This is a genomic window from Methylobacterium sp. Leaf123 (assembly GCF_001423405.1).
GTDB lineage: Bacteria > Pseudomonadota > Alphaproteobacteria > Rhizobiales > Beijerinckiaceae > Methylobacterium.
Genome location: NZ_LMNS01000038.1, coordinates 483,488 through 505,535 on the forward strand (window position 1 = coordinate 483,488; position 22,048 = coordinate 505,535).

Consider the following 22,048-nt stretch of genomic DNA (forward strand, 5'->3'; position numbering starts at 1 on the left):
AATGAGCAATTCAAACTTCACTGCAGTGCTGCAACTTCTACTGACGAGTGGTGCGATTGCAGTATTTGAACGAGTTCGGTCGAAGAAGTACGCGCTGGCTAGGGAGTGACCACCAATGAATGAAGAAAAAGCGAAAGGAAACAGAAATTCCTGGCTAGTCAAAGGCAGGGTATCTACAAGCCGCGTTATTTCTGTCGAAACTTCAGATTTAGTTGCCGGAAACGCCTTGCTAGTTGGGGATTTCATCGTCGTTAACGCAAACGACAGTGACATCACGATCATCGGAAGGATCATGCGTGTCATTACAAGAAGCGGCGCAACTGACATCCTTTGCGACCAGGCTCTTACCTTGGCACCGCCAATATCATTGCCCGACCTCGGGCTAGCAGCATTCAAATCGTCGATTCAACGACTCGCCTGGAACGACTTCCTCTCCACCCTCTCTAAAGTGGGCATCTCCGCACCTGATCAGATTCCTCTCATACAGGACGCCAACTACGTCCGTTCCCTCCTCGAACTCGCCGTCCGTGATGATCTATTAGGGCCGGCAGGCGGTCCCAAAGAACTGATCAAGGACATGAGTGTCCGCGATCGCTATCTCGTGGGGAAGATAGCTCCGCGACAGCCCGTCGACGACACGGTCACTCGGATCGAGCCCGCTGCGGCGGCCGACGAAGTCGGCGACCTTGAGGATGAACGCCGGGCGCCGACGCACGAGCCCGGGGCGGAGTTTCCGAGCACGACGGGACGCGTGGTCCCGGAGGACGATGGGCTCGACGAGATCGACACTTCGAACAACCAATCCCTGATCCCGTCGAGTGTCGGTATGACCTTCTGTGTCGCGCCCGACGTGCCCGCTCTTTCCATCGACGTTCGATGGGGGCGTTACGAACGCGTCCCTGGTCGCGAGCACGATTTTACGAAGACGCGAAGGAACCGACAGACGCGTGTCGAGGAAGAGACCAAGGTCAAGGTCTGGCGGCGCGTGCCGTCGGGCGGCCCGCTCTCCCTCCCGCTGGTCGACGGCCCGATCCGGCCGCTCCATCCGGATCCCGACCGCCCGGAAGTGGTTCTGCAGGGCACAACGCGCACCAACGCCCAGGGCGAACGGCTGGTTACGCTTTTCCTCGTCAACGGCCAAATCGAGCCGGACGAGAACAAGGACGAGGCCTGGCTCTTTCAGCCCGAGATCGCCGTTCGTGCGTCGAAGGGCCACGGCGACGCGATCTTTCGACGCCGGCCCGCGGCCGAACAGGTGGTCGCAGACGACGAACGTGATCGGCTCTCGTTGATCTATCGTGCACGGGTCGAATTCTCGGTAGGGCACGGCATCTCCGTCCACGCAACCGTCGACGACGAGGATCCGACGAAGGCCCGCGCCATCCGCACGGAAGTGATGCCCGCCTACGAGGTCGCCGCGACGGAGACACCCGGGGAGCGGCCTCTGGACCGTGAGGCCATGCGCCGGATGGTCGAGCGCGGCTGGCTCGACATGTCCCGTCTGGCCAGCATGACCGAGGACGAATTACGCGAGGCACTGTCGTGCCTGGTCGACGACTACGCGGCCTGGATCGCCGATCAGCGCGCGAGGGTGCCGGCCGACGTCGCCGGCTACGAGACCGCTGCGAAGGACGTGCTGGATCGGTGCGACGAGACGCTGAAGCGCCTTCGCGAGGGTATGTCCGTGCTCCTGGCCGGGCCGAAGGCGCTGGAGGCGTTTCGTTTCGCCAACAGCGCGATGGCCTCACAGCGTGTGCGCAGCATCTACGCCTTGAAGCGTCGTCGTGGTCACCCGGCCGATCTCGCAACAGAGGACGTGCCGCGCAATCGTTCCTGGCGGCCGTTCCAGCTCGCATTCCTGCTGCTCTCGATCCCGTCCCTGACAGATCCCAGGCACCCGGACCGCACGTCGCCGGCCGAAGCCTTCGCGGACCTACTCTGGTTCCCGACCGGCGGCGGTAAGACCGAAGCGTATCTCGGCGTTGCGGCTTTCGCGATGGGTATGCGCCGGCTGGATCCCATGCTGGGAGACATGGACGGATCGCGCGGCCTGTCCGTGATCATGCGCTACACGCTGCGCCTGCTGACGCTGCAGCAGTTCCAACGTGCCACGACGCTGCTCTGCGCGATGGAGGTCATCCGCCGCGCGGATGCGACGCGCTGGGGGGCCGAGCCCTTCTCGTTGGGTCTCTGGGTTGGCAACAAGGTGACGCCCGGCCGTACCGAGGACGCGCATGCCGCCGTGGAGGCCCTGCGCAGCAGGGACCGTAACCCGGGCGGCGTCGCCTCACCCGCGCAACTGACGAGCTGTCCCTGGTGTGGATCCGGGATCCTGCCGGGACGCGACATCCATGTCGACAAGACCGTCGGCCGGACGTCGATCTTCTGTGGTGATCCGCTGGGTCAGTGCGATTTCACGCGGGCCAAGTCGGCGTCTAACGCCCTCCCGGGCCTGCCGGTGAAGGTCGTCGACGAAGAGATCTACCATCGTCCGCCGACCATGATGATCGCGACCGTCGACAAGTTCGCGATGATGGCCTGGCGTCCGGAGGTCCGGAACCTGTTTGGCCGCGCCGATCAGGAATGCGAGCGGCACGGTCTGCTGTGGCCAGGGCACGAGTGCGGCACAGGTCATACGGCTCGGCAAAGCCATCCGCGGGCCCGCGTCGTCACGGCACGTGCGATCCGTCCACCGGATCTGGTCGTCCAGGACGAATTCCATCTCATCAGCGGCCCCCTCGGCACGATGGTTGGCCTCTACGAGACCGCCGTGGACGCACTCAGCGCGTGGCGGATCGGCGCGAAGACGGTGCGCCCGAAGGTGATCGCTTCGACGGCCACCGTGCGGCGCGCGGAGGATCAGGTCCGCAACGTCTTCATGCGGCGGATCTCGGTGTTCCCGCCATCCGGCCTCGACGTCGAGGACAATTTCTTCTCGGTACAGCGGTCGATCGCCGAGCGCCCCGGCCGTCGGTATCTGGGTATCTGCGCCCCGGGCAGTTCACGCCCGGCGGTACTGATCCGGACCTACACGGCGTTCCTCACGGCGTCGCAGTCGCTCTTCAATCTGTTCGGTCCGATTGCCGATCCGTACATGACGCTGGTCGGCTACTTCAATTCGCTGCGTGAACTCGGTGGTATGAAGCGCCTGGCCGAGGACGACGTGCAGACGCGTTCCTTCCGTGTCGAGATGAGCCTCGTCGACCGTCCCGGGCTCGCACAGCGCCGTATCGGGGACATAGGCGAGCTCACCTCGCGCGTCTCGAGCCAGGAAATCCCGAAACGTCTCGATCAGCTTGAGATCCCCTTCGGCGGCACGTTCGACGCCGCCAAGGATCGCTGGGTCCAGAACCGGCAACAAGGCGATCCGATCCCGGTCGACGTGGTGCTCGCGACCAACATGCTCTCGGTGGGCGTCGACGTGAATCGCCTCGGCGTGATGGTAGTGAATGGGCAGCCCAAGGGCACGGCGGAATACATCCAGGCGACGAGCCGTGTGGGCCGTGCCTTCCCGGGCCTCGTGGCGACGGTGCTGACCTGGGCGCGTCCGCGCGACCTCTCGCACTACGAGTCTTTCGAGCACTTTCACGCGACCTTCTATCAGCACGTGGAAGCGCAATCGGTGACGCCCTTCTCCCCGCGTGCGCTCGATCGGGGTCTGACGGGCACGATGCTGTCCATCATGCGCCATGCCTACCGGCCCTTCGCACCGAACGACGGCGCCGGCCAGATGAACAGCCCGACCCGCACCGAGATGTTGGAGACGGCGCACGCCATCGGCGAGCGGACCTGGGAGGTCACCGAAGACCCCGTCAAGAAGACTCTGGCGGAGGACGAGATGAAGAGCCGTGCGGACGACTGGGCCGATCAATCGGGCGTCATCGGCCGCACGCTGGTCTATCAACGGTACGGCGCCGGCCCGACGGCCTATCCGCTCCTGACGGCCCCGGGCGTGGCGGCATGGACCGATTGGACGGTGCCAATGTCGATGCGCGAGGTCGAGCCCGGGGTCCGCCTCGTGATGGAGGACGATCGCAGCACCTTCGATCCACCCTGGCGCCCGCGCGTCACGGTCCAGGAGGATCGGACGTGAGCAAGACACCCGTCGGAGAAGTCCGCCCCAGCCAGCTGCTCTGGACCTATGGTCCCGGAGCGCTCGTCGATCTCCCCAACCTCTCGGTCGTGACCATGGGCATTGACCGGTGGGAGAAGGATCGTTGTCAGCCAATCCAAGAGGCGCGCCTGCTGGCGAACGTCCGTAGCGTCATGGGCCCCCAAGTGGAGTCCTTGCGTATGCCGCCGATCGGCGCGCGCGACGTCGTCGACCCATTCTCTGCCGAGGCCTTCGTGGGCGTGCCCGTGAAGCCGTTCCCGCGCTGGCTGCGCTGCGTAAAATGCGGCCTCCTCTCGCCCTACGATGCAGGCCTCTTCTCGCTCAAGGGAGACGCTCGCCGTCCCGAGAGGACGCGTTTCGTGCACATAGGCTGCCGGGGGTCCAACAACGATCTTCCGCCCAGGGACGCCGACGCGGTACCCGCCCGTTTCCTCATGGCCTGTCGCGCCGGCCATCTAGACGACTTCCCATGGCACTGGTTCGTGCACTCGGGCCCAAGCGCCTGCACGGGTCATCTGCGCTTCTACGAGAGCGGCGCCTCGCTGCAGACCGAGAACCTCTGGGTCAAATGCGACGGGTGCGGCGTCTCGCGGAACATGGCGCAGGCCTTCGGCAAGGCCGGCCAGGAGAACCTTCCCGGCTGCCGCGGGCGGCATCCGCACGTCGATCGGTTTGCCGACGATTGCACGCAGGATCCGCGCGCCATCCTGTTGGGTGCGACCAATGGCTGGTTCCCCGTCACGCTCTCGGTGCTCGCGATCCCCCAGACCAGTAGCCCCGTGACGCAGCTGGTGGCAGATGGGTGGACGTTCTTCGAAGAAGCCGCATCAGAGCTTGAGGCCGGCATCGTCGCGAAGACGCTCAAGAAATCGGGGCAACTCCCCGGCATTGATGGAGTCACCAGCCAGGAACTATGGAAGGCGATCGAGGATCATCGCAACGGGCGAGTGGAGGTCGCGCAGAGCGATCTCAAGGGTCCGGAGTGGGAAGTGCTGACGGCAGCCCATCCCCCGACCGACTATCCGCACTTCATGAGCAAGGAGGTGGCGGCACCGACCGGTTTTGCGGCTCTGACTCGCGTCCTGCTGCTGGAGCGGCTACGCGAGGTAAATGCGCTGTTGGGCTTCACACGTGTGGAATCGCCGGACGAAGGCGGTGACGCGGGCCCCACCATCAAAGCACCCCTCGGACGCGAAGCACCGAGCTGGATCCCGGCGACCCAGGTCCATGGCGAAGGGATCTTCCTACGCTTCGACACCGCTTCTCTGACGGCCTGGGCGAACCAGGACGCTGTCAAAGCGATCGACGCGCGTCTCCGTCAGGGTCATGCGGGCTGGCGCATCAAGCGAAAACTGGATCCCGCGCAAGGCTATCCCGGAGTCCGATACGTCATGCTCCATACTCTAGCGCACCTGCTGATACGCGAGCTGGCACTCGAATGCGGCTACAACGCCGCTAGTATCCGTGAGCGCATATATGCCGACGTCGAGGACGATCGCAATCAGGCCGGTTTCTTGATCTACACGGCGGCGGCGGATTCCGACGGGACGTTAGGCGGTCTTGTCGAACTGGGTCGTCCCGAGAATCTGGGTCGGCTCCTCCGACAAGCGCTGCATCGCGCGCGCGTCTGTGCGTCCGATCCTCTCTGCTCCGAGCACGACCCAAGCAAGGACCAGTCACTACACGGCGCTTCATGTCACGCCTGCTCGTTCGTATCCGAGACCTCGTGTGAGCGCGGCAATCGCCATCTCGATCGCTCGCTCGTCGTACCGACGCTCGAAAACGCACACGCAGCCTTCTTTGTGGATATCGAATGAAGGAGCTCTTGGATGTCGCTAGCGCGCTCGCCGTCCTGCTCCCCGCCAGGCGCATTGAGCTGATCGCGGAACGCATCGTCTCGTCTAAGGCGTATGGCAGTGATGTCGACCTCCGTTCATTGGTGGTGACCGCCCCGGCACGTGCCGTCCTCGACCACCTATTGGCGGAATGGGCGACGGCCGACGTATCGGGAGAGATGGTCGCAGGCATCCTGCGCGGCGCTTGTCACGGTCACGCCAAGGCTAGGAACGAATCCTCGTTCGATCTGGTGTGGACGGGCCCGACGACGTCGTTCGTCGCGATGCGGCGGACCGAGCAGGTCTTGCTCGATCTCATTCGCCGCGCTGAGATGGATCTCTTCATGGTGAGTTTCGTGGCCTACGACGTCAAATCGGTCGTGGCAGAGCTGAACGCGGCGGTAGGTCGGGGGATCGACGTCAAGATTTTGGTGGAATCCTCATCGGCCCACGGTGGCAGCCTGAACGTCGATCCGGTGGCGACGATGCGCACCCACGTCCCCGGAGCCGTCCTGTATGCCTGGCTCGAACGGGGGCATCCGTTCCAAGATGGGCGCGTCCACGCCAAGGTCGCAGTCGCCGATGGGCGAGCGGCCTTCATCACCAGTGCTAATCTGACGGGGCATGCCCTTGAGAAGAACATGGAGGCGGGGGTGGTGATCGAAGGTGGCCGCATCCCATCGATCCTCCGTTCCCATCTTCACGCCTTGGTCGACACGAAGATCCTACGCCGGGTTTGAGGGATCTCCGGAGTGCCGGAAGGGGCCTCAACTCCTGTTCAACCCGAACGCGCCGCGTGTCACCAGAACCTATTTCCAGTAATTCTCTCGCTTGATGATGTAGTCGTCCAGCGCACGCGGCAGGTGATAATTTAGGAGCGCGAACCGAAAATTGGCTTGGCAATAGTCCAGGTTCGCTTCCGGGACGAGGAGACGCAGCTCTGCATTGCCACCATGACCCGACTGGACGCATCCCATCTAACGTGACCAGATGACCTGCTCCCCATAAGCGGAACCGACGTGGCGTTTGTGCGTGAGCGTGTCGGTGATGAGGTAGACGCCTTTCGCACTGATGATTGTGGTCGCCCGGCGGCGGATGACGCGCAGGAGCGTGTCGCGACTGACGGGCAGGCTGAGGCGCTGGGCGAGGCTCGCACTGGGCCGACCACCGAGTGCGAGTCCGAGGTGATGGACGATCTGCTCCAGCCGCGAGGTGCGTCGCGCGAAGGCGGGCAGGACGTCATCGGGAGAGCGCTCGGCGAAGATCTTGCGCCCGCAGGCAGCCGCGCCACACCAAAAACGTCGTACGACAACCAGGAGCTCGACGCGCCGGCCGCCGAGCGGCAGGTCGGCGGCACGGCGCCGGTAGCGGCTTTGGATGCGACGCGAAGGCGCTCTACAATCTGGGCAGGTCGCCACCGCGGCTCCCGATCTCACGACCAGACCGATTCGGTCGGCGTCGCTATCGAGATGATCGACGACGAAAGCAGCGGGTACGAGGCTCGACGACCGGAAGCAGGGGCGCATGCTGCGGCTCCATCGTGGATGTCCGCAAACTCAACGCCGCTGGTACCAGCGAGTGAGTCAGAGCCCCTTTTGGACGCCGATCCTGGGTCCCTATTGGGGTTCATCCGCACTTTCGTTGCTTTTGAGCTATCGTTTGCCGAAGCTCTGTCGGTCTCGGTTCATGCGACATGCAGGACGCGCTGGCGCAGAAGATCGAACTTGGCTCGGCCGTACATGCTGCGCTTGATCAGTTTGAGGCGGTTGACCTGCCCCTCGACCGGGCCGTTGCTCCAGGGTTCGACGATGGCTGCGCGCACGGCTGCCTCGTCCTGCCGGAGCCCGGCGACGAAACCGCCGAGATCGGTTGCGGCTGCAGCTTCCAGCCATGGCGTCAGTCCGGTGGGATCGTTTTGGCGCAGGAGGTCGGCGAAGGCGCGTACATCCTCGGCGGCTTGCTTCAGCTTCGGCGCGGCGATGCAGAGCGCGTCGGCGAAGGCGCGATCCTCCCGTGACAGCGTGGTCGGGTCGCAGGTGAGCCAGTGGGTGATGCGGCGCGTCGAGGGGATCCGGGCGGCCGGCGGTCGGGCCGGCGCACCCTGCCTCCGTCGCGCAGCCCAGCGTCGGACGATGTCGTAGCTGCCGATGAAGCCCTGCGCGCGCAACTCGCGGTGAAGGACGGTGGCGCTGTGCTGGCCCTCCTGCCAGCGCGTCTCGACGAAGGGGAGATGGCAGTCGAGCCGGCTCGGACCTAAGGCTCGACGGTAGGGCATGAACCGGCCCGCCCGGAGCCAGCGGCGCACAGCGTTGCGGGACGCACCGATACGGCGAGCGATCTCCTTGGTCGACAGACCTTCGCCGTGGAGGCACAGGGCTGTCTCGCAGCGGTCGCGTCGCCGGCTGTTTACCTCTGGCGTGGGTGCGGTCTCCGTCAGGTCAGGGGAGGCAGAGCGATCGTGCATGCCGCGGTGGACCACGTCCCGGATCTGAGGCTGGTGCCGTTCGACGATACCGCGCAACGCCTCGGACGCGTTGACGAGCAGATGCCAGCGATCCGCGACCTGCGTCGCCGCCGGCGCTCCCGTGCGCGCGGCCTCGGCGTAGGGGCCCGAGCGGTCACGGCTGATGACGGTCACGCTCGGATGGGCGGCGAGCCAGTCCCGCACCGGCGCCGATGAGCGGCCGGGCAACAGGTCGATGACGCGCTGCCGTTCCAGGTCGCACACGATGGTGCCGTAAGACCGGCCGCGCCGCCAGGCCCAGTCGTCGATGCCGACTACGCGCGGCGGCGCGGACGGCACGGTCCCGCGGCGGCGGATCAGGCGCAGGACCGTGTCGCCGCTGACCGGCATGGCCAGCCGCCGCGACAACCGAGCGCCGGGCTCCCCGCCCAGCACCATGCCGATATCGGTTTGCGCCTCGGCCAATCGGTCGCTGCGGCGCGCCTTGCGCGCGCCCAGCCCCGGCACGCGTTCGGCGAAGATCCGACCCGGGCAATGGCTGCAGCGGAAGCGGCGCACCTGTACCCGCCACGTCACCGCCCGGTCCTGCCAGGGCAAGTCCTCGAACGTCCGCCAATACGTGCTGTGCACCCGCGTCGAAGCACGCCCGCAGACCCGACAGGAGGCTTGGGCCGCCGTGGTCCGGGCGGTAATCAGCAGCGCCGTTCCATCCAGCGTCAGATCCTCGACGTGCAGGCCGTCCGGGACCGACGGCATCGACGGGTTCGAGATCGGCATCGCGCTGCCCTCGGGCCACCACGCGGATTAACGCCCGAGACACCCCGAAGCATCGAAAGTGCGGATGAACCCCTNGCATCGACGGGTTCGAGATCGGCATCGCGCTGCCCTCGGGCCACCACGCGGATTAACGCCCGAGACACCCCGAAGCATCGAAAGTGCGGATGAACCCCTATTGGACGCCGATTGACACTTGCACCGTGCAACGCGTTTCACCACCGCTCCACATGCCTCTCGAACAGCACGGCGCTGTCGTATGTGTTCACCAGGATGTCGACGGGGCTCTAAGTTTCCCCGGCCGGAGAAACGAGCGCTTTCGTGTCGGCGGGGTCGGGGATCTCGGTGAGCCCATACACCCGTTGTGGGACTGGCCTCATTAAAACCGGCGACGTCTTCCCACATTCGCACTTCAGCCAGAGGACCTCACCGCCCACACCTGTCTCAACCTGCGCCTGTCGACCGAGGTTGTGTGAAAACGCAAGAGCGGTAGAAGAATCTCCCCTCGAACAGCCTGCGCAGCACCGGGATAGGCACGCCGGATGCTTACGGACCGCCGCCCAGGAGGCTTGGATGCCTGCCATGCAGATAATTGTTCTAAAATTTTGGGGCGTTCCTGCGTTTCCACACAGCCTGGACCCAAGGCGGTCTCTACGCCTGGGAGTTAGAGAAGGAGGGGCGCGAGTTGCGGGTTTGGGTTGAAGGACAGTCGGTGTTCAACACCGAGACCCTGCTTCTCCCCTTCGCGCTGAACGGCTTCGGCTATCTCTTCGAAAACGGCGTCCGGGCGCACTCGGTGTATTCCGGCGGCCCCAGACAAAGGCATGCTTGACCGCTGCTATGGGTGGAAAAACGGAGTCGACCCATTACCAAAAACCGCACATTGAGCTCGGCGCGCATTCTGGCTGCTTAGAGTTAATACTCGTCGAGGCCAGAAGGTTGGCTTAGGCTGGGTTGGTGAATGGGCCGCGTTCGCAAAAGTAAATGGTCGGGCGTTATTAGGGGTCAGTGGATCAAGGTGCCCGCTCGGGCCGGGAGATCGCAGCTAGGTTTATGGCGAGGTCACGCGGATTCCTCTGATCTGCGCCGACTCGCTTCAGCATGTTCATGAACGACTCCGGATCGGGCTGACCGAGGGCGAGTCTGTAGTAGAGCAGCTCCTGGAGCATCTCCTTCTTTCGCTTCGAGCGAAGGCTGAAGCGCCAGTCGAAGCTGACGCTGACAGGGCGCCCTTGTTCCGGAAGCCACCACCGCTCAAGCCCCGTCCGGCCGGATGGCTGCTCACCCGCGACCTCAAGGAGCGCGAGGAAGGGGCTACACGCTCCCGCCCGGACGAGCGCCTCCTCGCCATGCAGTCTTCCTAGCGACTGCCGCACCGCAAGGCTCGCGTACCGGGCGATCCTGCCTTCGCGCTGCTCGAAGTCCACCGGATCGCTCGGAAGATCCCAGTGGACGATGCGACGACACCATTGATGGAAGTCGAGCCCCTCCTGACCGACCGACGTGGTGCACAGCACGTGCGGCCAGAACGGCGAATTGAACGCTCGCCGCAGGGTATCGCTGCGGAGCCGCCCGCTCTTCTTCTTTCCGACCTTACGCTGCTCGCCTCCTGCGAAGGGGGTTACCGCCTGGACCGGTATCCTCAGCTTGACGTTCTTCCCGCGCCGGAACTGGACCAGGCTGGGGCGGTCGAGCAAGCAGTTGCCGAGCTGCTCAAGGATGGCCAGACCCTTTGCGTCGCCCAGCCGCCCGAGCAACACCATCTGCTCGTCGAGCACGGCTTCGAAGCCGCCCTTAAGCAGCGCATCCCGGAGCGCGTTGGTGTATCTCCGATGCCTGGATGCGCCGAGGATCACTTCCGCGAACAGGCGATGTCCAAGATACCCGCGGAGCCGATTCCACGAGAAGTCGAACACTCGTTCCACCTGCCGCTTCTCCGCCATAGGAATCCCGTGCCGCCGCGCGCAACGGGCAACGATGGCACCGGGAGCCGAGAGCAGGTAGTCAGCGAGCGCCTTCAGTTCGGCGCGCGAGATGGAGGAGATCGCGTCGGAGGAGCGCCAATCCTTAGACTTCGACCTTCCGCGCGCATCGGACGCGATGGCTGCGACCTGATTGTAGCCGCGCTTGGAGATGTGCCGCTCGATACCACAGGCCAGTAGCCAATTCGCGCGCTTCTCCCTTCCATCCACCCGAACGCCTGCGTCGCGAAGGAAGGCGTTGAGCTGACCTTCCGCGTCTCTGCGCACCGCCGCAAGGGTGCATGCCTTTCGCTTCGAGGGCTCAACCGCGTGTGACAGGTGCGGCCAGGGCATGAACAGCGCGATCAGCGCTCCACTCTCGGTGCCGCCCGGCCGCAGGTAGGCAGGCGGCGCCTTAGTGCCTGCCGGCCTGATGCCGCCGAGGAGCTCGATCGAGAGCAGCGCGGCGATTGAGGTGGGCGCGCCGCGCCACTTGCTGAAGAGCAGCGTCTTGCCCGGCTGCGGCCTCCTCGCCGACCAAGGCCCTTCGAGCTTCCACCACCCGAGCGTCGGCGGCTGCCACGGCAGGCTCAACTCGGGTGGCCCACCGGTCATCTTCTGAAGCGCGCGCAACTGTGGGTGGGCCGGCTTGCCGCGTCCGGACCCGGCCTCGAACGGCGGAGGCTTGGCTGCGCACAGCGACTTCCAGACCTTGTAGCCGTGGAGCGTCTGCGCCGGGTAGGGGATGGAGCTCCACATCTGCGGCGCCCACCCCACGAACTCGGACCCGCCGCTCTCCGCCAAGTGGCGGAACAGCTTGAGGTCGTCGGCCTCAATGTCGATCTTCGGGGCCTCGCGTTCGAAGAGGTCCTCTTCATGGACCAGGGCTCGTTCAGTACGGGCCATCAGCGGTGCGAGAAGCGCTTCGAGTCGGGATTTCGCCCCGAGCACTGCATCGCGGATCTCGCCGGGCTGACCGGGCGTCTTCAGGGCGTCGTGGTAGGCGCGCATCGCCGCTTCCACCTCGACGCTTTTAGCGGAGTCGTTAGCCAGGAAACCGGCGAGGTCGACCAGCGCCCTGTAGTGCTCGACGGGATGCATCTCCTCGCCGTTCAGCCGCCTCAGCCGATAGGGGGTGGCGGACAGGAGGAGGACCGCAGGCGGCTGATCCCCAGCGAGGAGTGCATCGACGAGAAGCCGGTGGACGTGGGCACGCTCAGTTTTGAGCGGGTTGGCGTCGACCTCCGTCTTCGGGATGATAAGGTCGGCGTAGCGGTGGAACTCGTCCAGCACGACCAAGTCGGGCTGCACGTTCTTCGACCTAAGCGCCGCCAGCGCCAGGATGGAGCGGAAACGGCCGACGAACTCCCCGATGTCGACGTGCTTGCACCCAAGCCAGTCGACGATTACAGCCTCGATACTGCCAGTCGGGCAAAGGAACACGTCGCGCATCGCCTGATCGATGCCGACGAAAGTGTAGCCGTCGAGGTCGGGCGCTTTCTCGTTGAGTAGCCTGCGCCCGTCGCCGACATGCTCCCGGTCCATGCGCTCGACGACCATCCTGATCCGGTCGTAACGGTCGAGCAGACGCATGATCAGCGCCCGTTCGGCCTTCCGGCCCGTCCTCGGACCCGGCTTCCACCCCGGCAGGCTCGTCTCAGGTGTGAAGGTGTGGATCCGGAAGCCCAGTCCCTCGTCGGGCGGCGAACCTGGAACCAGTGCTAGGCGGTCCTCCCCTGGACGGTAGAGCTTCTCCTCGATACCAGTCAGGGACACGAACTTCAGCCGGTTCTGCCCGACGATCTCAAGGCTGGGGCACAGATACATCACGTTGAGCCTGCGGCGGTTCCTTCGCAGGCCCTCCGCCACCGAGCGCGCGATGATCGTCTTGCCGAGCCCGACCTCGTCGGCGACGAGGAAGCGTCTGGGACCGTCCGCCTCAAGGCGTTCGAGCGCGACCTGCACGGTCCTGCGCTGGAACTCAGCGAGTGTCGTCATTGGCCGGGACCGATCGCGTCATGAACCGCCTGAAGGAAGGGCCTGACCTCCTCCACGTCGGCGAGGGCGGCAGCGCGCTCTTTCCCGTGAGGGAGCGTCGCGAACATCTCTTGGAACGAGTCGAGCATTCCCATCATTCCTTTGACACGGTCCTCGAACGCCTCGTGGTCGCGCGCCCAGGCAGCGAGCATCGTCTCGAGCGTGAAGATCTGCGCTAGCTGGCTCTCGGGGTCACGCTGGCCCCGCCCGCCAATCGGATCCGTCCAGCGCTGACCGCCTGTGCCGTCGACTCCGTCCAGGAGGGATCGAAGCCAGTCACGGAACCTGCTTGCGCCGACGTAACGCGCCAACAGGGCGCGATCCCTCCGATCGACGTCGACGCCGTCGACGTCCAGAGCCTGGATCCACGTCCTGCTTACGTCCGGACTGGCGAGGCTGGTGGCGCGGAAGTTCACGAGCGAGGTCTGCTCGCTGACGATTGGCGGGTTCGAGAGCAGGCGCAGGGACCGCGTGTCCAGGCTGATCGCAGCCCAGGTATCGGGATCGAGGAATGGCGACACGTCGAACCGGGCGAGGCGCAGCGTCGTGGCCGCGTCCTCGGCGACCAGCAGGTACAAGCCGTCCGCGCGATGGGATAGCCTGCACCTGACCTCAAGAAACCCGCTGATCACGTCGTCGAGTTCGCGCTTCGCGCGCTCCTCCTCCTGCTCTTCAGTCGTGTCGACGCTCAGCGACGCCAGCTCGACGCCGCTCTCCACAAAATCATAAAGCGACAGCGTCAGCGCCGGATCCGCGACGTCGAGTATCGCAACGGCCTCTGCATTGGGGCCGATCAGGCCGCGTCGCGTGAGATTCGCGCTGCCCAGCATGAGGGCTGTGCGGTTGCCCTTTGTCACGGCCACGAGCTTAGCGTGGATCCCCGTTGAGGGGGGGTCGTTGAACTCGCCGACCGCCTCTTCCTGCTGCTGCTCGACCGAGACCGGCACCGCTGGCTCGGGCGAGGCGTCGACGCGGCAGCGCACGCCTTCGAAAGCACCGCAACCAGTGCCCGCGACTTCGGTCGTCAGCAGCGAGAGCTCGGGAGCACCCGCCTTCAACACCTCCGCGAGGCCGCTGCGATCGACGAACGGGCTCACGGCGCAACCCCGCTCCGCCCGCGCCATCAGCGGGGTCTCAAGAAATCGCCGCGTACGCCCGTTACGGCGCCAGAGCAGTTTCCGAACCGCCACGCCCGGAGGTGCCAGCCACTTCGCGCTCCTTAGCTCGGTCAGCTCTTCCCCGTTGAGCCTCGCTTCGGCAAGCAGGTCCTCCGCCAGTCCGGAGATGTCCGGGACGGGCCGCGCCGCCTTATCCTTCGACGTGACGAGCACCAGTCCGGCGTCGCGATCAGTCGCGCCCGTGAGGTTCCGGCTGCCGATCCAGAACCGCCACTGCGCGCTTGCCCCGGCCGCGTATCTGACAAGCGCGGTTTTCGGGTGCCAGCTCGCTCGCCGCTCGTTCGCGCCGACGGCGTGCACCATCGTGTCGAGCAGAGGAAGCACCGACCTGTGGGCGCTGGGCGCCACCACGCGGCCGAGCTGGTGCAGCACGAGGAGCTTGCCGCGCATCCTGTCAAATGCCTTGACGAGCCCGAGCGGCGAGGCCTCGAACTCGCTTTCGGCGTCGGCACCCAGCGCGAGCACGAGGCCGAGCATGGCGACGAGGTCGAGCGAATAGGTCGTGACGACCGCGCGCGTCACTACCTGCCCGACGCCGGGCCGGAGGGCGCCGAGAACCGACATGCGATCGTCGCGGCGTCCGAACGTCACGACGCTTCCCTGACTCGCGCGATCATTTCCCGCACGACTGGCCACCTGTAATCGAGCGGGGTAGCGATCGCCTTCCCCCAGTCGCGGCGCCGCCGCTCGTTCACGAGATAGGCCCGCGCGCCCTTCAGTTCGCGCTCCCGTAGGGTCAGTGCGGCGGAGATAGCGTTGAGCGGGCTTCGCTCGCGCACCCACTCCATCACGGTCCTTATGAAGAGTTCGAGCCCCCGGTCTATGTGGGTTTCTGCCCGCAGAGCGGAAACGTCGAGGTCAAGCGCCATGTCCTGATGCTCCTCGATCAGCGTGCGCAGAGCGTCGGCGTGGCGATGGTCTTCGGTTCCTCGGTCGTCGTTGCGCCTTCGCTCGATGAGCGCAGAGTGCGCGGCTCGGGCAATGCAGACAACGGAGGCCGCCCTCTCCGCCAACGCGAGGGCGTCTCGATCTGACTGGGTCGCGGCGTCGCGGATCGTCTCGGACCAGAGCGACTCCACCGTCACGCCTTGCTCGGTCAGTCTGCTGAGGAGCGGCTGTGTTCCACCTCTTCCCGCGCTTCGCCAGAGCGTCCGCAGGTAGCTCGCCTCGTGCGAGCGGAGAGCGAAGTCTAGCTTTCCGGTCTTGTTACGCCAGCTAGGTGGGGGTGCCGGCAGGCTCTCGAATAGGTCGACCACCTTGGACTGGCCTTGGTCGCCGTCCTCCCTCGTCTCTAGGCGCGGCCAGACGCTTCGGAGCTGCGTCTCGGTGGGGGCGTCCGCGAGACCGCCCACCGGGGCCACCATTCGCCACGAGCGAAGCGCGGTCCAGTAGATCGTGCTCGCTCGAACGACGGGCCTCTCGTTAGCTCGGTATTTCATCCAGCCCGAGATGCCGGACCCCTCCAGCGTCTCGGCGGACCTAATCAGGCGCTCGGAATAGCGCCGCTCGATCTCGAAGAGTTCGTCGATCGAGAAGCGTTTGCCCACCGTGCTGGCCAGCAGCTCCTGATACGACCAGGCGACGAAGAACACGTATCGAAGTTGGGCGTGCTGGACTGAGGTCCCCGGAAAGAAGCGATCGGCGAAGGCAAAGTGAATGGGAGCGAACCCGAGCTCGTCGCGCGTGCCGTCCGACGCGGCGCCGGAAAGCAGCCTGTTGGCCGCTGCCCGGTCGGCTTCGGACAGCATAAACCATCCAATCGCCGGCTCGCCGCTACGCATGACGAGGACGCGCGAACCAAACTCGCATAGACCAAGTGGTCGGATTGGCGAGGTGTTGAATTAGAATGAAGTACTTCTTGCTCAAGACTGATCCCGCAGTTACTTACGCATTGTGAGCAGAAATAAGTTGCGCAGTTGACTTGTCCGCTCATGAAATGGAACGTTGACTGGAAGAACCGTAAGCGATCAAGCGGAGGAACTGTCGTGCCAGCAAGTTTCGACACAGACGGATCAGGCACTCTTGCGGAGCGCTTCCGCTTGGCTGATCTTCGCTTTCGATACAACGAAAAAAGGCATTGCAGCAAGGTGGGGGAAAGTCAGCCTTTTGTGGCTGGCAACTCTACTGCCACTGCGCAAGCGGCCACGCTCGGTCGCTCACAGCCGAATCGGACTGCCAACAATCAGTCATGCTGAAGGGCAGAGATGGGTCAGAAGCGGTGATGTTCCAGCACGACTGCTCCGCTCGGCAAAGGCCCTAATGGAACGCGTGCGGATCTTCGGGAAGGTCCGTGATGCTTCCCGCCCCCATGCGTACCGCTTCAAGCTCGGCACGCGCGGCCTCAATCTCCGCGTGTTCCCCGGTCATCTGCGCGAGCAATAAGCGCTCCAGGGCAACAATTGGATCGCGAGGCACCTCCTCCTCCCGCCAGCCGGGATGCTGCCGAAGCTTTTCGGGGCTGACGAGTGCATGAAATTGAAGGATGCCGCGCAGCTCCCGCAGTGCCCGTACAGCAGAGGACCAATCGCCTGCCGTAGCCGCCGCGGCGTAGACGTGAGCGAGACCGTCGGTTACGAGAGCAGCATGCTCTTGCAACGACCGCGTGTTGACTGCGGCCCGCGCGAAGAGCCGGTCGAGTTCGGCGGAGCTATCTAGCGGCGCGGAACCTTCGGCATGAGCTGCGCCAGGGAGCTGAGCTGATATAACCGGCAGCGTGAATGAGACGGCTCGTCCAAGGTGACTGGCTCGATGCCGTTGAAGTGCGGACCGGGAGGAGAGCGCAAACTGGACAACCACATCATCAAGCGAAGCGCCGCCCTGAAGGGCAACGTCGATCTCAGCGCGTTGCGGATGTGCGCAGATAGTGCATGGGCGGCCCATCGCGCGCTCCCGTTGTTCGGTTTAGTTTGATTTCGTTTCGTTTGATTTCGATATGCCCATCAGACGCCGCGCAACTCGGGCGGCAGCAGAGCATCCATTGCGATAATCTGCGCACGCATGCGGCCCATCTCGGCCTCAACGTACTCAGGATCATCTCCCAGAGCGTATGTCGGCTGAAGGCGTTCGAAGATTCGCCCGGCGAACTGCATGCCGAACATCGCGAGCGCCACCGGGTGTAGTCTCTGGGCCTTTGCTACCTCTTCGAGGCTCTTCCCATCCCGGAAGAGGGCCAAGACAAGCTTGACGCCTACAGAGTCTACGATGTCGTCGGCCTCGGCCTGTAAAGTTTTTTTTCTCGTGGACATGGTGCACTCCTCAATGTGCGCGGGGGCATCCGGGCCGTTCGCCGCGATCTGCGCGAGGACAACCGCCTCCACACCCGGCCCCCTGGTCCAGACCCCGCGGAGGACGCCGCTCTCGTGACCAGCGCGAGCAGTGGCACCTTATGAGCCGAAAATAGTCACCGGAGCAAGCACTTTTCCGCGGATCGCATTATAAAATCAATAATCTCTGACGAACGATCGTGTATAGGGTAGGACATCCCCGCGCATTCATCCTCCTAAATAGGGCACAGCTGCGGAACTGCTTGACAAGGACCTCGTTGACCAGGGCGCCGACATGAGAGCGCGCCTCACGGGCCATCATCTTGGTGTGCTCCTGATCCTGCTGTGCGTTGCCGGAAGAGCCCTGTGTCTTGATGTTGATGTCTCCGAAGGAAAAGGAGCTGCTCCCGCCGCCTTCGGTGAAACCCGTTGCACGGATACCGAAATTGCTGTCCGATATCCGGACCGTAGAGAAAATGGCCTCCTCGTCCTTGGCAATGATCGCGCGTTCACGGCTCTTGAGCCCGCCGACGATGCCGCCGGCGTTAAACTTTGCGGCCTTGCCCCAGAGGGACGTGTCGGCCTGATGGGATACGCCGCCCCCGCAACCTATGACGCCGCCCGTGTGCATCCAGTTGGGCAGCTTGCCAGCGCTGAGATCGAAGCCGTCCCTAGCCCAGCCCTTGCCGATGTCGATCAGCCCCCGACCCCCTTCGTTATCGAGCCTGCGATCCTGCTCGCCATCTCCTGCAAGGCGTAAAAGAGGTCGTTGCTGAACTTCGAGATGTCAGTTGGTACCTCGGTGAGCGCGTTGCCCGGAGCGATGCAGCGGACCTTGGCGTTAAAGTCTTTCTCGCTGGTGTCGGTCGCGACCATTGCGTCGACCTGTACGCACTTCTGGATGAGGCGGTCCTACTCGCCCTCGTTCGGCCCAGGTGTGCCGGGCGTCTCCGCGCTGAGCCCGACCACGACAGCGGGTAGGAAGCGGTGCGGGATAGGGTGTGGTCGGGACCGATGTCTTCCGCCGTCAGGACGCGCTTGACCGGCCCGCCGAGGCGGGTCTCAAGGTGTGCCACGACGGCGTCTTCACGCTGGGTCAGGCAGTCGGCGGTCTAGGACAACTGGGGCTCTCGCTACGTGCGAGACGGAGCGTCCCGTGCTTCCCGTGACCAATGTCAGGCCACGCCCGCTTACACTAGGCATGCCGAAGAGGGACAAGAGGCAGGATGAGCAAGCCGGGTTACGTGTATGCCCTGATCAACCCGAGCATGCCCGGCCTAGTGAAGGTTGGTCGGACGGAGCGGGACCCAACCGTTCGAGTGTCAGAGCTCTCAGGCGTGACCGGGGTCGCTACACCGTTCATCCTGGTCTTCCATCAGGCGTTCGAGGACTGCGAGCTTGCGGAGCGGCATGCGCATGCTGCCCTGGAACGGGTTGGCCGACGCTTCGCTGCGAACCGGGAGTTTTTCGAGACGCAACCGACCACCGCCATCCATGCGATCCTGGAGGCACCAGGCGCTACCGCGCGGGTGCCTGAGGCTGCCGGGCGTGAACAAGCAACACCCCAGGCGAGCCTGTTGGACGAGATGCTTACTCGTGCTTACGGGTACCTGCACGGGAGTGGGGACCAGCCGAAGGACGTGAAGGAGGGTATCAGGCTCTACCTTAAAGCTGGAAAGCTCGGCTCCGCTGATGCCTACCTAGAACTTGGCGAAATCTACTACAACAATTGGCTCGTAAAGAAGAATGAGTCCAAAGCGTTCGAATACTACCGACTGTCCTGCGAGCTGCATCACGCGCCCGCCTGGGCCAAGGTCGCAACCATTCGAGCAGGTGAGGGCAATCAGTCCGGCGAGGCACGTGCTTGGCGGCGTTTTTTCGAACTGGCTCTTGCAAACAAGGATCAAGATGCGAACGAGAGGCTTGTACTTGCCGGCATTAGTTTCCTCGACCCCCGACCGTCGCTGAACCTGACTTACTTCCCTTGCGAAGCCATGGTCGGTGGCGAACCCATCAAGGACGCGGTCAAGTTCTTCCGCCCTCATACGGAGTACATGGAAGACTGCTTGCTGCGGTGGATATCGGATATCCAGAAGGACGAGTACGGGCTGTACAACGACTTTCGTGGAGACACCCGTCCCGCCCGGATAGCTGCGCAGGAGGCGGTCCTGAAATGGCTTCGTGAGCTTTGACTGTTGGCCTCGGCGTCGAAGAACCGCGCCGGGCTGATGTTGGAAAGGGTCGCCGACAGAATGCCCTCGTGCATGCCGAGCTGCACCTTAAGGGTGAGCCCGTCAGTGTTCTGGGTTTGGGCGGCCAGCGGCACGCGTGGTCTCACCGTGTTCTGGAGAGAGTGTCCGGCCGGGGGAGTGGCCAATGCCAGTTCCATGCCCTTGCGCGCGGCAGCCGGCACGTTAAAAGTGAGCCATGTTAGATGCAGTCGTCACACTGCCCGCCTACATCTGGAATGCAGGATAACGCTTCCCACTCCTGCAGCGATGGTTAATAGCCTTGAAGAGCAGCCAGCGAGCGGACGCTCCTTGGCCAGACAGAGGTTCAGAGCTCCATCCGCCAAATTGCCGGCCATATGCCAAAACATCGAACTGGAGATCCGAAGGAAACCTAAAACAATTCTGAAGCCTCATTTATGTAAAAACGATAGATCAAGCCCACGATATCTTACCTTCGAAATGTCCTCAGCTAACATTCTGGTCGGGAAGCCTCTGCCGTAACCAGCATCCACGCCTGTGCCGGCCCAGCCCCCTAACGCTCGACGCCTATCCTCTGGAACACCTGCCTCGCGGAGACGATCCGCCCAGCCATGGCGGAAGGAATGGAAGCTGACACCACGCTGGGTAACGCCAAGGCCGTCGAGGAACCGGGCGAACCACTTCTGGAAGGCATCACTGAAGTAGCCGCGCGCGTCTTGTTTGAGTTCCGGAAACAGGCGCTCGTCCCCACGCCGCCGGGCGTTAGCGACGAAATCAAGAAAGCCGCACGCGATGGTCTCAGGATGGAGGGGGACAATCCGCGTGCCGGCCTTACTCTTCACACGCTGGCCAGCCTCGGCAGCCTGAACAAGCATCACTGGCATCCCATCTCTCTCGACGATATCGCCGACCCGGAGCTGGCACACCTCGTTCAAGCGCATCCCATGGAACAGCGAGAGTAGGGGAACCCAGAACCTTGCTCGGCGGGGCCGCAGAGGGCCGGGCTTCGCATAGCCGGCGGCGTCATTCTGGCACCCGGTGTACAATGGGGCAGAGAAAATGGCTTTGAGCTGCGCCGGGCTGAAGGGCTCGCGCACTGTCTTTGGCACTTCCTCTATAGACAGCCCCGTGGCCGGGTTTTTGGCAATCCACTCCTCCCGAACGGCCCAGTTGAAGAGGGTCGCCATCTTGGTGAGGTGCGAGTTGACCGTTTGAGTGTTGAGGGGTGGCAAGCCCTTCTCCACCGCGATCTCGGCCGCAACCACGAGGGTTTTTCCGGGAAAGCGCTTCGTCGCGTTCGGAGGAAGGGTCCGGAATAGCTCTCGCACCCGGCGGGCATGATCACGGGTGATCCTGTGGACTTCGGTGTCGCCACCGATCACTTCGCGCAGGGCGAGGAAGACCATGCCGTAGTCCGCATTGGTTTTCCCAGTCCGGCTTCCCCGGCCAGGATCCTCGACAAAGGCTCCGATTAACTCGTCCAGCGTCCGCCGGTGCTCCGCTACACCAAGGGCCACTGGCGCCTGCAACGAGCCGGGGACACTCCCGCCCGCACCTCCAGTGATCTGCGCCGCTTGATCGCGGTTCAGTGCGATCAAGCCCCGGCGCACGAGGGTGGCAAGCTGGGAATATTGAGCCGTGGACTGGTCGATCTGTGGGCGTCGAACACGACGCTGAATGCGCCCGCGGATCGGTTCCGGCGGGGCTCCGGCGGCAAGAAGGAGTTCGTCCACCGTTCGATAGACCGTCGGCTCGTAGTCCTCCGGGTCCAGGCTGGTGAGGACCGCCCCCTCGGCTTTCAGCTCCTCTAGGATGGCTTCCCAGTCAGCGAACCGGGTTTCGAGCGTTTCGCGCGAAGTACGTGCAACGCGTTGCACGGCGTGCTCGAACCATCGGAGCGCAAGCCCCTCGATATCCCCCGGAGCCAGCTTCTCCAAACGCCCGGACGCAAGCGAACGCCGAAGCGTTGCTGTCTCCGTCGCCTGCTGACGCGCTGCCTCGAACTGTCGCTCGACCGTGGCCTGCTCCAGTCGGAAGCGTGCCAGGGCGACGCGGCGCTCCTTCGTCTTGAGGCTCACGACGATGTGGGTCCGGCCGACTGCATCCACCACGTCGAGCGGCACACGCATCCGAAGATAGAACGTGCCGTTCCGCTGGGTCAGGTTCGGTTGATGCACCACGTTTCCATCCACCATGTGTCACAGCCCTGTGT

General features: G+C 64.1%; 13 protein-coding genes and 1 pseudogene. 4 read left to right on the forward strand and 10 right to left on the reverse strand.

The genetic code is table 11. The features are described 5' to 3' along the window. Positions 1-226: 226 nt before the first annotated feature. Genes drmA through drmC form a run of 3 tightly spaced genes read left to right on the forward strand, consistent with a single transcriptional unit; the run spans position 227 to position 6,689 of the window. Positions 227-4,093, forward strand: a complete 3,867-nt coding sequence (gene drmA / locus ASF53_RS21860) for a DISARM system helicase DrmA (protein ID WP_286134625.1) — start codon at positions 227-229, stop codon at positions 4,091-4,093. After that, a complete protein-coding gene (drmB, locus tag ASF53_RS21865; protein ID WP_056203703.1) occupies positions 4,090-5,931 on the forward strand; it encodes an MrfA Zn-binding domain-containing protein in 1,842 nt (613 codons plus the stop codon). Before drmA ends, drmB begins: the two co-directional genes overlap by 4 nt. Beyond that, entirely contained in the window at positions 5,928-6,689 is a 762-nt protein-coding gene (gene drmC, locus ASF53_RS21870; RefSeq protein ID WP_056203706.1) for a DISARM system phospholipase D-like protein DrmC, read from the forward strand. The genes drmB and drmC overlap by 4 nt, the downstream gene beginning before the upstream one ends. Before the next feature lie 279 nt (positions 6,690-6,968). Here drmC and ASF53_RS25395 read toward each other — a convergent pair. From ASF53_RS25395 to ASF53_RS21920, 9 genes and pseudogenes are all read right to left on the reverse strand, one after another. Beyond that, positions 6,969-7,475 (reverse strand): annotated as a pseudogene (locus ASF53_RS25395) (transposase family protein); the annotation flags it as partial. A 158-nt stretch (positions 7,476-7,633) separates the two neighbouring features. After that, a complete protein-coding gene (locus ASF53_RS25400) occupies positions 7,634-9,169 on the reverse strand; it encodes an ISL3 family transposase (protein WP_082482932.1) in 1,536 nt (511 codons plus the stop codon). Between the two features lie 1,031 nt (positions 9,170-10,200). Continuing rightward, the gene (locus tag ASF53_RS21890) at positions 10,201-13,146 is read right to left on the reverse strand and encodes a C-terminal helicase domain-containing protein (protein WP_056203710.1); all 2,946 of its coding nucleotides are present in this window, start codon (positions 13,144-13,146) and stop codon (positions 10,201-10,203) included. After that, complete coding sequence (locus ASF53_RS21895; protein WP_056203714.1) at positions 13,143-14,954, reverse strand: phospholipase D family protein; 1,812 nt, start codon at positions 14,952-14,954, stop codon at positions 13,143-13,145. Before ASF53_RS21895 ends, ASF53_RS21890 begins: the two co-directional genes overlap by 4 nt. Then, entirely contained in the window at positions 14,951-16,111 is a 1,161-nt protein-coding gene (locus ASF53_RS21900; protein ID WP_056203716.1) for a DUF6361 family protein, read from the reverse strand. Before ASF53_RS21900 ends, ASF53_RS21895 begins: the two co-directional genes overlap by 4 nt. Before the next feature lie 508 nt (positions 16,112-16,619). After that, positions 16,620-17,243 carry a hypothetical protein gene (locus tag ASF53_RS26055; RefSeq protein WP_156635766.1) on the reverse strand — a complete coding sequence of 208 codons (624 nt, stop codon included), beginning with the start codon at positions 17,241-17,243 and terminating at the stop codon, positions 16,620-16,622. Between the two features lie 59 nt (positions 17,244-17,302). Further along, complete coding sequence (locus ASF53_RS21910; RefSeq protein ID WP_056203722.1) at positions 17,303-17,680, reverse strand: hypothetical protein; 378 nt, start codon at positions 17,678-17,680, stop codon at positions 17,303-17,305. A 115-nt stretch (positions 17,681-17,795) separates the two neighbouring features. Beyond that, positions 17,796-18,257: a hypothetical protein gene (locus ASF53_RS21915; RefSeq protein ID WP_056203725.1), complete on the reverse strand. Its 462-nt coding sequence runs from the start codon at positions 18,255-18,257 to the stop codon at positions 17,796-17,798. Positions 18,258-18,322: 65 nt separating this feature from the next. Next, complete coding sequence (locus ASF53_RS21920) at positions 18,323-18,502, reverse strand: hypothetical protein (protein WP_056203728.1); 180 nt, start codon at positions 18,500-18,502, stop codon at positions 18,323-18,325. Positions 18,503-18,852: 350 nt separating this feature from the next. Between ASF53_RS21920 and ASF53_RS21925 the strand changes: the two genes are divergently transcribed. Next, positions 18,853-19,818 (forward strand): GIY-YIG nuclease family protein, encoded by a 966-nt coding sequence (locus ASF53_RS21925; protein ID WP_056203731.1) that lies wholly within the window; start codon positions 18,853-18,855, stop codon positions 19,816-19,818. Between the two features lie 449 nt (positions 19,819-20,267). Here ASF53_RS21925 and ASF53_RS21930 read toward each other — a convergent pair whose 3' ends face one another. Then, on the reverse strand, positions 20,268-22,031 hold the full coding sequence (locus tag ASF53_RS21930) for a site-specific integrase (protein WP_056203734.1): 1,764 nt from the start codon (positions 22,029-22,031) through the stop codon (positions 20,268-20,270). Between the last annotated feature and the right edge of the window lie 17 nt (positions 22,032-22,048).